This window comes from Biomaibacter sp. TOL (assembly GCF_059717795.1).
This window is the reverse complement of the sequence record NZ_AP046092.1, coordinates 107,008-120,254: the sequence shown is the minus strand read 5'-3', so window position 1 is coordinate 120,254 and position 13,247 is coordinate 107,008. Positions and strand designations below refer to the sequence as shown.

The 13,247-nt window shown below is 42.5% G+C and carries 9 protein-coding genes and 1 pseudogene; 9 read left to right on the top strand and 1 reads right to left on the bottom strand.

The annotated features are described in order from the left end of the window. Positions 1 to 49: 49 nt before the first annotated feature. From AC6I1H_RS00625 to AC6I1H_RS00615, 3 genes are read left to right on the top strand one after another with little or no spacing between them, the layout of a single operon-like run. Positions 50 to 895 (top strand): DegV family protein, encoded by an 846-nt coding sequence (locus AC6I1H_RS00625; RefSeq protein ID WP_497739135.1) that lies wholly within the window; start codon positions 50 to 52, stop codon positions 893 to 895. A gap of 27 nt (positions 896 to 922) precedes the next feature. Then, positions 923 to 2,182: a 2-hydroxyacyl-CoA dehydratase subunit D gene (locus AC6I1H_RS00620; RefSeq protein WP_497739134.1), complete on the top strand. Its 1,260-nt coding sequence runs from the start codon at positions 923 to 925 to the stop codon at positions 2,180 to 2,182. A gap of 4 nt (positions 2,183 to 2,186) precedes the next feature. After that, positions 2,187 to 3,812 carry an acyl-CoA dehydratase activase gene (locus AC6I1H_RS00615; RefSeq protein WP_497739133.1) on the top strand — a complete coding sequence of 542 codons (1,626 nt, stop codon included), beginning with the start codon at positions 2,187 to 2,189 and terminating at the stop codon, positions 3,810 to 3,812. 1 nt (position 3,813) lies between these two features. On the opposite strand, the gene clpB is transcribed toward AC6I1H_RS00615, so the two are convergent. Beyond that, the gene (gene clpB, locus AC6I1H_RS00610; protein WP_497739132.1) at positions 3,814 to 6,387 is read right to left on the bottom strand and encodes an ATP-dependent chaperone ClpB; all 2,574 of its coding nucleotides are present in this window, start codon (positions 6,385 to 6,387) and stop codon (positions 3,814 to 3,816) included. 226 nt (positions 6,388 to 6,613) lie between these two features. On the opposite strand from clpB, the pseudogene AC6I1H_RS00605 reads away from it, so the two are divergent. The 6 genes and pseudogenes from AC6I1H_RS00605 to topA all read left to right on the top strand — a co-directional run. Then, positions 6,614 to 6,739 (top strand): annotated as a pseudogene (locus AC6I1H_RS00605) (small, acid-soluble spore protein, alpha/beta type); the annotation flags it as partial. Between the two features lie 414 nt (positions 6,740 to 7,153). Continuing rightward, entirely contained in the window at positions 7,154 to 8,686 is a 1,533-nt protein-coding gene (locus tag AC6I1H_RS00600) for a YifB family Mg chelatase-like AAA ATPase (RefSeq protein WP_497739131.1), read from the top strand. A gap of 104 nt (positions 8,687 to 8,790) precedes the next feature. After that, positions 8,791 to 9,318 carry a cob(I)yrinic acid a,c-diamide adenosyltransferase gene (cobO, locus tag AC6I1H_RS00595; RefSeq protein ID WP_497739130.1) on the top strand — a complete coding sequence of 176 codons (528 nt, stop codon included), beginning with the start codon at positions 8,791 to 8,793 and terminating at the stop codon, positions 9,316 to 9,318. Between the two features lie 148 nt (positions 9,319 to 9,466). Next, positions 9,467 to 9,832, top strand: coding sequence for a LysM peptidoglycan-binding domain-containing protein (locus AC6I1H_RS00590; protein ID WP_497739129.1), 366 nt, complete (start codon positions 9,467 to 9,469; stop codon positions 9,830 to 9,832). 177 nt (positions 9,833 to 10,009) lie between these two features. Then, positions 10,010 to 11,104, top strand: a complete 1,095-nt coding sequence (dprA, locus tag AC6I1H_RS00585; protein WP_497739128.1) for a DNA-processing protein DprA — start codon at positions 10,010 to 10,012, stop codon at positions 11,102 to 11,104. A 57-nt stretch (positions 11,105 to 11,161) separates the two neighbouring features. Continuing rightward, positions 11,162 to 13,240 carry a type I DNA topoisomerase gene (gene topA / locus AC6I1H_RS00580; protein WP_497739127.1) on the top strand — a complete coding sequence of 693 codons (2,079 nt, stop codon included), beginning with the start codon at positions 11,162 to 11,164 and terminating at the stop codon, positions 13,238 to 13,240. The last annotated feature ends 7 nt before the right edge of the window (positions 13,241 to 13,247 follow it).

Below are 13,247 nucleotides of genomic sequence, written 5' to 3'. Positions count from 1 at the left end.
GAAAAGGAAAAGCTTATGTGAATAGTAATATAAATTTAGGAGAAATATGATGAAAAAAGCTATTATAATTACAGACACATCCTGCGACCTTCCAGGAGAGATAATTGATCAATACCCTATAAAGGTTTTGACAATGCCCGTTTCGGTAAAAGACAAACCTGAAATGAACATTTCCGGTCTTACTGTAAAAGAGTTTTACGATATGATGAGAAATAATCAGATCATACCCACTACTTCTCAAGTTTCTGTAGCAACTTTTATAAAGACCTTCGAAGAGTGCTTAAAAGAAAATTATGCGCCGGTGGTCATAGGACTGTCCTCGAAACTCACAAGCAGTTATCAATCAGCATTAATGGCAAAAGATACTCTGAAAAGTGATGATATAGTGGTACTGGATTCAAAGTGTGCGAGTCTGGGACAAGGCCTTGTGGTGATGAAAGCGGCTAAAATGGCCCGGGACGGTAAAAACCCAAAAGAAATTGTCGAGGAAATTGTGCCCTATGCCGAACACATGGAGCACATATTTACCGTGGATTCCCTGGATCACCTGAAGCGCGGAGGAAGGATTTCTGCTGCTCAGGCTTTTGTGGGAAGCCTGCTCAACATAAAGCCAATTTTGCATTTTGTGGATGGAGCCATCCAACCCCTGGAAAAGGTGAGGGGCCGTAAAAATGTGATAAAGCGAATGGTGGAGATAATGGCACAAAGGGGCAAAAATATTGAAAACCAGATAATTGGCATAAGCCATGGTGATAACGAAGAAATGGCTCTTGAACTGGCGGATACAATAAAAACGAAGTACGGTGTAAAAGATATAATTATTTCGTGGATAGGGCCGGTAATAGGAAGTCATGCCGGTCCCGGCACCCTGGCGCTGTTTTTCCAAAATGCCTGATGTCGTTGCAGGATGTGATGGATTGACATGAACGCGGTGAACGCATACCTAAAATTGGTGAGAAAAAACCTTGACAAATCTACCATAGCTTATAAATTTATAAAATACGGCCTTAATGTGGCGGAAAAATACGTCAGCTTTTTCCCGGACAGGAGATTGCCCGAATCTCTCCGGTCTTTAAGCAAATTGTGCTTTAAATATATAAGGGCACCCATAGATAACCCGCAAAACGCCGTCTGGGTCAATGTCTTTGCACCGACAGAGTTCCTGCATGCCATGGACATATATCCGCTCTTTATCGAAGCCTATTCATCATATATGTCGGGATTCTGTGTAGAAGATTGTCTCATAGATAAAGCCGAATCCGCTGGCATATCTAATACACTTTGCAGCTATCACAAGGCTTTCATAGGTTCCGGTGAATTGGGAATACTCCCAAAACCCAAAATGGCTGTAACCACTTCCATGGTCTGTGACGCAAACATTAACACCTTCAGATATCTGGCCGCCAAATTCGATATCCCTATTTACATAATTGATATTCCGTATGAATATAACCGGAATACCGTTGAATACGTAAAAGGACAATTACTTGAAATGATAGGATTGATTGAAGGCGTCTTTAACAAAAAACTGGACCTTGACAGATTGAGGGAGATAATTTCGCTGGAAAACCGGACTAGAAAATTAATAAAAGAGTATATTAATAACTTGAAATATAAAAGTTTTAACGCTACTATGGCTACGGAAATGTACATGCTCTTTACCTCCCATGTTTTCATGGGACTTAAAGAGACGTTCGATTTTTATGAGCGCCTTGTGGATGATATAAAAAAAGCGCCCGACAGGAGCGGTAAAGGCATATTTTTTGTCCATCTGCTCCCGATGTTTGAAAAGAGTTTTAAGAAATATTTAAATTTCAGCAGTGAGTTTCAAATTTTAGGTAGTGATTTGAATTATGATTTCCTCGACGAAATGTATTGTCCGGATCCCTTTGAAGCCATAGCCGAAAAGATGATTTTAAACATATACAACGGCGGTTTCGAAAGGAGAGTAAAGGCCGTTTCCAATTTGGTTGATGAGATAAAGCCCGACGGTATAATACAGTTTTGTCATTGGGGGTGTAAACAATCCATCGGCGGCGTCGGCATTTACAGGAATTATTTCAGGGAAAGAGGCATTCCCTTTCTGGCTGTAGACGGTGACGCAATAGATAAGAGAAATAATCAGGAGGGCCAGATAAGGACAAGGCTTGAGGCCTTTCTGGAAATGCTGAAGAGAAGGTGACAACATGATAGGTTATGTCTGCAAATACACACCTGTGGAGATAATCAAAGCCTTTGATGAGGAAGTGTCAAGGATTGATCCGGAAATTAAGACTTATGAAAAAGCCGAAGGTTTGACTCACCCCAATATGTGCAGCTTTATGAAGGGGACCCTGGAGGATATACTGCAAAAAAATATTGACGAGGTGGTCCTGGTAAACTGCTGTGACAGTATAAGAAGACTTGCCGAAATATTAAAGAATAAGGTTAAATTTTTGCATGTGATCGACCTGCCGAGAAAGATAAATGAGAGCGCATGCAATTTGTTTTATGCGGAATTACTTGAGTTTATCAGAGCTTATGAAGAATATAAGGGTAAGAAATTTGATCAAGATAGGTTTAAAAATATATTAAAAGAACACAAGGCAAAAATTTATGACTCGAATGAATGTATCGCGGTTTTGGGTGCGAGGTTCAGAGATGAAGTAATAAAAAACATAGGGAAAAGGTGCAATATCAATGTAATAAATTTGACGTGCACGGGGGAGCACAGGCTGTCAAATATAATGCAAGGGAATGATTTAATTTTCAACTATGCGTCTGCAATTATGAATTCTTATCCTTGCATGAGGATGACCGCAGATAGGCTGGCTTTTTTAAAAAATTACAATCTAAAGGGCATTATTTATAACACCGTGAAGTTTTGCGATTTTTACTCTTTTGAATATGCTTCCCTGAAAAATTTTTTGAATGTGCCCATATTAAAGATTGAAACGGATTACCTGGATTTTGACGGCGGTCAAATCCTGAACAGGGTGGATGCCTTTCTGGAATCCGTTGGAGTCAGAAAAATCGAAGTGCAGGTAAAAAACAGAGGATACTTCATGGGCATCGACAGCGGGTCCACGTCGACAAATGCCGTAATACTGGATCAGGATAAAAACATTATCTCCTATTCCATCATTCCCACTGGGGCAAAGGCCCTGGACAGCGCCTGGGAGGCATATCGGATTGCTCTTGAGAAAGCCAATTTAAGAAGAGAAGATATCTCCTGCGTTGTTTCCACAGGGTATGGAAGAATAAGTATTCCCTTTTCAGACAAATCCGTCACGGAGATAACCTGTCATGGAAAAGGGGCATTTTACCTTGACAGCGGCGTGAGGACGATAATAGACATTGGCGGCCAGGACAGCAAGGTGATAAGGCTGGATGATTGCGGAAACGTGGTTGATTTTGTCATGAATGACAAATGTTCGGCGGGAACCGGAAGGTTTTTGGATGTCATGGCAAGAGTTCTTCAGGTTTCCATTGAAGACATGGCAGAGGTTGTAAGGGATTTTAAAGAGGATATCACAATAACTAGCATGTGCACCGTCTTTGCCGAATCCGAAGTCATCTCCCTGATTGCACAAAATAAAGATAAAAGGGATATTATCAGGGGATTGAACAGGTCGGTGGCATCGAAGGTCGCCTCGCTTTTGGGCAGGGTGGGAAAGCGCGCAAAATACATGATGACAGGTGGAGTCGCCAAAAACAATGGAGTGGTGTATGAAATAGAAAACAAAATCCAGGAAAAGATAATAGTTCCATTTGAACCGCAGATTGTCGGTGCTTTAGGTGCGGCATTGATTGCCGCCGGCGAAAACGACTAGTTTAATCTATCAGCTCATCCAGGTTTATTTTTTCGTCCGATTTTACGCCCTGAACTATCATACGGCTCAGTGGGGTTTCAATTTCCTGCTGGATGAGCCTCTTCAGCGGTCTTGCCCCATAAGAAGGATCATATCCCTTTTCAGAAAGATAATTGAGGGTTTTTTCGGACCAAGTAAGTTCCAAGCCGGCAAAATCCTTTACCCTCTGGGCGAATTTCTCCAGAAGCATTTGGGAGATTTGTTTCATATGAGATTTTTCCAGTGGATGAAATACTATTACCTCATCCACCCGGTTTAAAAACTCGGGTTTGAATTGACGCCTCAGGAGATTAAGTACCCGCTCTTTAACTATAGAAAAATCTTTGCCGCCTCCCGCCTGAAATTCCAGGATTTCATGGCTTCCAAGATTGGAGGTCATGATGATGACGGTATTCTTAAAGTCCACGGTTCGCCCCTTGCCGTCGGTGAGCCTGCCGTCGTCGAGAATCTGCAGCAAAACGTTGAATACATCGCTGTGAGCTTTTTCTATTTCATCCAGAAGGATGACCGAATAGGGATGGCTCCTGACCGCCTCAGTCAGCTGGCCGCCCTCCTCGTAACCCACGTATCCCGGAGGCGCTCCTATGAGCCTTGAAACCGAATGCTTTTCCATATACTCGGACATATCAATCCTTATGATGTTGCGCTCATCGTCGAACAGGGCTTCTGCAAGAGATTTGGCCAGTTCTGTTTTGCCCACTCCCGTGGGCCCAAGAAAGATAAAGCTACCCACCGGCCTGCCGGGGTCTTTTATGCCGGCCCGCGCCCGGAGCACTGCGTCAGCCACGGCTTTAACAGCATCTTCCTGGCCCACCACCCGCCTGTGGAGGATATCCTCCAGGTGCAGCAGCTTTTGTTTTTCTCCTTCCATGATGCGGTTCAGGGGAACACCTGTCCACTGGCTTACCACCCGGGCTATTTCTTCTTCATCCACCTCTTCTTTTAAGAGAGCCTCTTTTGCATGTTCCTTCATCATGGCATTTTCTTCCTCGCTCAACTTTCTTTCCAGTTCGTTCAACCTGCCGAATTTCAGTTCCGCCACTTTGTTCAAATCATATTCCCGTTCGGCTCTTTCAATCTGGATTTTAACTTCATCAATCTGCTTTTTAAGGTCGTGAATTTTCGTTATCCTGTCTTTTTCCTGTTTCCAGCGTTCTTTCATGCTGTTGGCTTTGACGTTTAACTGGGCGAGCTGATTTTTAATTTTTTCAAGCCGTTCCATAGACTGTGGGTCATTTTCCTTCTTTAAGGCCGCTTCTTCTATCTGGAACTGGGTAATTTTTCGCAGGATTTCATCCAGTTCCGCAGGCATGCTGTCTATTTCCGTCCGAAGGCGCGCTGCCGCTTCATCCATCAGGTCTATAGCCTTGTCAGGCAGGAATCTATCAGGAATATATCTGTCAGAAAGCACCGCAGCGGCGATGATGGCACTGTCTTTGATTCTGACTCCGTGATATACCTCGTATTTTTCTTTAAGGCCCCTCAATATGGAAATGGTGTCTTCCACCGAAGGCGGCTCTACCAGCACCGGCTGGAAACGGCGCTCCAGAGCCTTGTCTTTTTCGATGTATTTTCGATATTCCTCTATGGTGGTGGCCCCGATGGCGCGGAGCTCACCCCGGGCCAGCATGGGCTTCAAGAGATTGCCGGCGTCCAGCGCACCCTCGGCAGCGCCGGCTCCCACTACGGTGTGAAGCTCGTCGATGAACAATATGATCCGGCCGTCGGAGTTCTGGACTTCTTTCAACACAGCTTTCAGCCTTTCCTCGAATTCTCCCCTAAATTTGGCGCCGGCGATGAGGGCCCCCATGTCCAGCGCTATTATTTTCTTATCCTTCAAACCCTCGGGCACATCTTTGGATACTATGCGCCGGGCCAGACCCTCCACGATAGCCGTCTTCCCCACTCCAGCCTCGCCGATGATAACAGGATTGTTCTTGGTGCGCCTGGAAAGAATTTCAATGACTCTTCTTATTTCTTCATCCCGGCCGATGACCGGGTCCAGCTTTCCCTCCCGGGCAAGCCGGGTGAGGTCTCTGCCGTATCGGTTGAGGGCGTCGTAAGTGGCCTCGGGGTTTTCGCTGGTGACCTGCTGGCTGCCCCGGATCTTTTTCAAAGCGTCGAGAATCCTGTTTCGGTCCAGCCCAAAATTTTTGAAAACATCTTTTATGTCTCCGTCTCCCTCTTCCAGAAGAGATAAGAGAAGGTGCTCCACACTTACGTATTCGTCCTTCATCTGAGCTGCTTCTTTTTCCGCACGGACCAACACCCGTAAAAGGCCGGAGCTCATGGCCATAGGTCCATCGTATCCGAGGACGGAAGGAATGCGCCTTACAATATCTTCTGCCGAGGTTTTGAACATCTCATAATTTACACCGGCCAGAGTCAGAAGCCCGGGGATGAAGCCGTCTTCCTGGCTGAGCAGGGAAAGAAGAAGATGGCGGGGCGTCACCTCCTGGTGATGGCGCTCTACAGCAAGCTTCTGAGCCTCCGCCAGGGCTTCGGCGGATTTTTGCGTTAATTTATTTATATTCAACTTTAACACCTCTTTTATAAAGTATTTTCACAACATATTAAAACTAAAATACAAATGTGTTTTCATTACTGGTTGTGCTTTGTTAAACAGGCTGCAGTTTTATATAGCAAAGCTTATTTTAAAAACGCTTAATATTATGATATTACAAAGGTCAGGAAAGGTCAATATATAGCCATAAAGTAAATGCCATGAATGCTCTGTAGAATTGTGAAAAATTTTTTAAGAGATGACCACACGAGAAGTGGGAAAAATTGGCGGCAACATGGTAAGGAAAATGATAGACCTTGCAGAAGAAGAAATGAACAAAAAAGAAGGCAAGATCAATAATGATAGAGAAACAAGGGAAAAATGATAAAAATTATGGCATTGCGATAAAGAGGCTAAAAGCCTCTTTATTGTTTACTGTGCGCCGCGTGCCTAGCAAAACTGTAATTTGCTTGAGTCAAATGATGATTTTTTTGCCATGGATATGAAAAAGCAGGATTTTGAATAAAAGTGCCGAATCAAGATATACTAGGAGTTTTTTTGGAAAATATTACTGAGACAGAAAGACAAGAATCTTAAAGCTATACGACGCCGAGCGGGATGAAAAGCAAGGATCATGAGCTGGTGCAGGAGTTAATGAAGCTGGCAGAGATCCATTGGGGGAGGGAAAATATAAATTCATTAACCTGTGATTTAACGTGATAGACGTCTTAATAAATCAAGGAAAGACACATGAGCTCATTCATATAAAAAACGCCTTTTGGAGGGGGTCGAAAGAGTAGTGCTATCGCAAGTTAAAAGCTGTACCATATATGGTTTGGAAAGTTTTTTAGTGGATGTGGAGGTAGATATTTCCAGCGGATTACCGGCCTTTGACATTGTAGGCCTTCCTGATACGGCAGTGAAAGAGTCAAGGGAAAGGGTCAGGGCAGCGATAAAAAACCAGAACTTCGATTTTCCGATAAAGAGAATCACTCTTAATCTGGCTCCAGCTGATATAAAAAAAGAAGGGCCTCATTTTGATTTGCCCATTGCTCTTGGAATATTATCCGCTACAGAACAGCTGCCTGCAGAATCCCTGAAGCAATATGCAGTGGTGGGGGAACTCTCCCTGGATGGCAGGGTGAAACCCGTCAGCGGTATCCTACCGATGGCTATAGAAGTCAAAGAAAAGAATTTGAAGGGAATAATGGTTCCTCTGGAAAATGTCGAGGAAGCCGCTGTTATTCAGGGAATCGAAGTAATTGGAGTAAATTCACTGAAGGAAGCAGCTGATTTTTTCAAGGGGGAGTTAAAGATAAAGCCGGCAGGAGTATGGGGGAAAAAAGATTCACCACCCAAATATGAAGGTGATTTTTCTGAAGTAAGAGGCCAGGAAAATTTGAAGCGCTGCCTTGAAATTGCCGCCGCCGGCCACCATAATTTAATAATGGTCGGCCCACCGGGTTCTGGAAAAACTATGGTAGCCAGGCGTATTCCTACAATTCTGCCTTCTATGACCTTTGAGGAATCTTTGGAGCTTACAAAGATTTACAGCATAGCAGGTTTCATGGCAGGTCACTCGGGGCTGATCAAAAAAAGGCCTTTCCGGGCACCGCATCACACTATTTCAGCAGTAGGGATGGTAGGCGGTGGACGCATTCCAAAGCCCGGAGAAGTTACTCTTGCTCATTATGGAGTTCTTTTTCTGGATGAGCTTCCGGAATTTCCAAAAGAAATACTGGAGCTTTTGCGACAGCCTCTGGAGGATGAAAAAATAACCATTTCCAGAATCAATGCCACAATTACATATCCGGCCAAATTTATGCTGGTAGCGGCTTTAAATCCCTGTCCGTGCGGTTTTTACGGAGATCCTTTCCATGAATGCTCCTGTTCCCCGCGGCAGATTCATAACTACCTTTCCAGGATTTCAGGTCCTCTTCTTGATAGAATAGATATACAAACAGAAGTGGCTCCGGTAAAATTTTCGGATTTTGAAAGTTCCGATGTAACCGATTCCGCCACCATCAAAAAGAGAGTGGAGAATGCCAGATGCATTCAATTGGAAAGATATAAAGGGCTAAATATTTATTATAACTCCCAGCTTACCCCAAGTCTAATAAACAAATTCTGCAAATTGGGGAGGGCTGAAAAGCTGTTATTAAGAGATGCTTTTGAACGGCTGAAGTTGAGCGCCCGGGCTTACAACAGGATATTAAAAGTATCAAGGACTATAGCGGATCTAGAAGAATCTCAGGATATAAAAGAAAGCCATCTGGCTGAAGCATTGAGGTATAGAAATCTGGACAAATACTATCAGAATTTAAAGATATAGTGAAGTTGCTTTCATGCTGTAGATAGCCCGGCAATACATTTTGTTTTACACTGGCTAGAATCATTATTTAATTTAATCAAATAAAGAAGTAAGGAGAGATAAAAATGAGCAAAAAGGGCTTAATTTTGCTGTATACTGGAGACGGCAAGGGAAAGACCACTGCTTCTTTGGGCCTCGCACTTAGGGCTATAGGTCATGGGGAAAAGGTATTTATGATACAGTTTATGAAGGGCAGTGAAAAATACGGAGAAGTCCAGGCAGTAAGAAAATATTTGCCTGGTTTTGAACTTGTACAGAAAGGTATGGATAAATTTGTTAAAAAAGGTGATCCCAGCTCTGAAGATTTACAGTTGGCCCGGGAAGGTATCGACCTGGCCCGTAAGGTTATATCCGAAGGCAAACATGATTTGGTAATCCTGGATGAAATAAATGTGGCTGTAGATTTTGGCCTTATTTCTGAAGAGACTGTTTTAAATCTAATCTCCTTGAAGCCCAGCCATGTAACAATCGTATTGACGGGCAGGTATGCTTCTGAGACAATAATGGAAAAAGCCGACATGATAAGTGAAGTAAAGGAAATAAAACACCATTACAAAAAAGGAATTGCCGCTCAACCGGGGATTGAGTATTAATGCATAAAACTCAGATGCCAGATGTCAGATATCAGATTAAAAAGGAATTTGCGATTCGCAAATTCCTTTTTAATCGATATTTAATTTTATCTGACCAGTAAACATATTTTTTTAACTGAATATTATGGTATCAAAGGAGGGATGTAAAATGATTATATATATCGTTCAGCAAGGAGACACTGTTGCAATAATATCGGGGAGATTCAATGTTTCTGTTCAAAGGATTATTGAAAATAATTGGATTAGAAATGATTTGGTGATTTTTCCCGGCCAGATTTTATTTATACCCAGAGACGGGTATGACTGCGGTGCATCATATCCATACTCCATGTTGCAGCCCGTCACAAAACGTGAAGTCCTATACGCCGTCCAACGGGGGGACACATTAGCGGCTATAGCTCGAAGGTTTGATACTACTGTTGACGCTATCGTTGAAGCTAACTATCTTGAAGGGCCAGGGGCAACAATATATCCCGGCCAAATACTAAGAATACCTATAATAGAGTTTCAATAAATTGATTTAAACCCTGAGATTATGGAGTTTAATAGCTCCTTAATTTCAGGGTTAATTCTTTTAACAAATATTTATTATTAAGATAATTGCTATTTAAGTTAAATAATACTATAATAATCGGTGTTAGCGCTCCATAAAAATTTGTTGCTAATTGCTAATATAGCATGGAGGAAGAATATGAAAGATGCCGAATTTTTAATAGCGCTTAATATGGTTCCCATGTTGGGATCAAAGAGAATAATCGAAATCGCCTCAGCTTTTAATGATTTTAAAGCTTTTTTAAAAGCGACCGCGGAGGATTTGATGCAAATTCCAGGGATAAGCAGCAAGTTGTGCGAACATATATTAAAATACAGGGAAAGAGTCGATCCTTCTGGAGAAATTGCCAGAGCAAAAAAGGTTGGAGCCCGGATTGTAACTATTTTGGACAATGATTATCCGGAGCTTTTATCTCAGATATATGATCCGCCCCCTGTATTGTATGTACTTGGGGATCCGGCTACACTGAAATATGACGCTGTTGCTGTAGTCGGGACCCGAAAAGCATCCACATATGGAAAAAATGTAGCAGAGATTTTTGCCCGAGAACTGGCTTCAATGGAGATTAACGTAGTAAGCGGTTTGGCTAGGGGTATAGATTCTTGTGCTCATAAAGGCGCCGCCGACGCTGGAGGGCCAACAACTGCGGTATTGGGGTGCGGCATCGATATTATGTATCCTCCTGAAAATATAAATTTAATGAAAAAGATAATACATTGCGGATGTGTGGTTACAAGTTTTCCAATGGGCACGAGACCGCTGTCAAGTAATTTTCCAGCCAGAAATCGAATCATAAGCGGTCTTTCCTTGGGCACTCTGGTGGTGGAGGCAGCGGAAAAAAGCGGATCTCTCATTACGGCGGATTTCGCTCTGGAACAGGGCAGGGAAGTATTTGCGGTGCCGGGAAGCATCATGAGCCCTTACAGTCGCGGGACTCACAAACTGATTAAACAGGGGGCAAAACTGGTGGAAGATGTCAACGATATATTAAATGAACTGCGCCTTGAGAATACTATTATTAATAAAAAGGCCCTGCCGGAAAAGACTTCCTGCTTAAGTCTCAAGGATGATGAGAAAATTATATTGAATCTTATAGATTTTCATCCGGTTCATATAGAACAACTGCTGGCACAGTCGGGAAAAACATCGGGAGAGATTAACTCTATTATTACAAGGCTGGAGTTAAAAGGTTTGATTTCAACACTACCCGGTGGATATATAATGAAAATTTGACTTTTTTATATGATATTAATAAAATAATTATGCGACTTTGATTAAAGGTGATTTCAGATGGCTAAATCATTAATTATTGTAGAATCGCCGGCAAAAGCAAAAACCATAAGTAAATTCCTTGGAAAAAATTATAAGATACAGGCTTCTATGGGCCATGTTCGTGATTTGCCCAAAAGCCAGCTGGGAATAGATATTGAGAAGGGATTTACGCCAAAATATATAACTATTAGGGGCAAGGGTTCCCTCCTGGAGAGTCTAAAAAAAGAAGCTTCAAAGGTTGAAAACGTTTTGCTGGCCACTGACCCCGACCGGGAAGGAGAAGCCATATCCTGGCATCTGGCAAATCTTCTAGGATTACCTGAAGATAAACCCTGCAGGGTGGAGTTTCATGAGATTACCAAAAATGCCGTCTCCGAATCCGTTAAACATCCCAGAAAAATAGACATTAATTTAGTCGAAGCTCAGCAAGCCCGAAGAATCCTGGATCGTCTCGTGGGATATAAAATCAGCCCCATTCTATGGCGCAAGGTAAAATGGGGATTAAGCGCCGGCAGGGTCCAGTCGGTGGCAGTAAGGATCATATGTGATAGGGAAAAGGAAATAAGGGAGTTCGTGCCAAAAGAATACTGGACCATCGACGCCAATCTTACAGATGAGAAAACCGGCTCTAAAATAACGGCACGGCTGTATTTGAAAAATAATGGCAAAATCGAGATCAATAACAAAAAGGAATGCGATTTGATTTTATCTGAGCTGGAAAAGGAAAAATTTATAGTAATTGAAGTTAAAAAAAGTGAAAGAAAAAGAAATCCGTCGCCGCCCTTTACAACCAGCAGCATGCAGCAGGAAGCGGCCAGGAAACTGAAATTTACCGCCAAAAAAACCATGATGGTAGCTCAGCAGTTATATGAAGGCCTTGATATTAAAGGAGAAGGAACTGTCGGCCTTGTAACATATATAAGGACCGATTCCACCAGAATAGCTGTACAGGCGGAAAATGAAGCCAGAGAATATATAAAAGATAACTTTGGCAAAGAATATATATCTGAAAGTCCACCTATTCAAAAAAACAAGAAAAATATTCAGGATGCTCATGAAGCTATAAGGCCCACATCTGTTTCGAGGACGCCGGAAAGCATCAAGGATTCTCTCTCAAGGGATCAATACAAGTTATATAAGCTGATCTGGGAGAGGTTTTTGGCAAGTCAGATGTCTGCAGCCGTTTATGACACTGTAACCGTGGATATAAAGGCGGGACAGTATATTTTAAGAGCTACAGGTTCGGTTTTAAAATTCCAGGGTTACATGGCTGTATATATTGAGGGTACCGATGAAGAAACGGAAAAACAAGAAAATACCTTGCCAGTCCTTGAAGAAGGTCAGGTGCTAAAGCTTCAAAGGCTTAGACCTGAACAACATTTTACGCAGCCCCCTCCAAGATATACGGAAGCCATGCTGGTGAAGACTCTGGAGGAAAAGGGCATCGGAAGACCCAGCACATATGCCCCCATAATTGATATAATCCAGAAACGCGGTTATGTTGAAAAAGAAAATGGCAGATTTAAACCTACCGAACTGGGAGAGATAGTTGTAAATATTATGCAGGAATTTTTCAAGGATATCGTGGATGTGGATTTTACGGCTGAAATGGAAGATCAACTGGATAGGATCGAATCCGGTGAAGAAAAATGGCAAAAGGTCATAGAGTCTTTTTATATTCCATTTGAAAATGAACTGAAATCCGCCGAAAAGGCAATCGAAAAAGTGAAAATTGAAGACGAGGTAACCGACGAAAAATGTGAATTGTGCGGCAGGAATATGGTTATAAAAAATGGCAGGTATGGCAAATTTTTAGCCTGTCCGGGATTTCCTGAATGTAAAAATACAAAACCTCTGGTAGAAGAAATTGGGACCAAATGCCCCCACTGCGGAGGCAATGTGGTCGTAAGGAGGACCAAAAAAGGCAGGATATTTTACGGTTGCGCCAATTATCCCACATGCAAATTCGTTTCGTGGGATAAACCCAGTGGCAGTCAGTGCCCGGAATGCGGGAGTTATATGGTAATCAAAAAGACAAAAGATGGAGAGATTGAAGTTTGTTCGAACAAAGAATGTGATTTTAAATCTGAAAAATAAGAAGTGA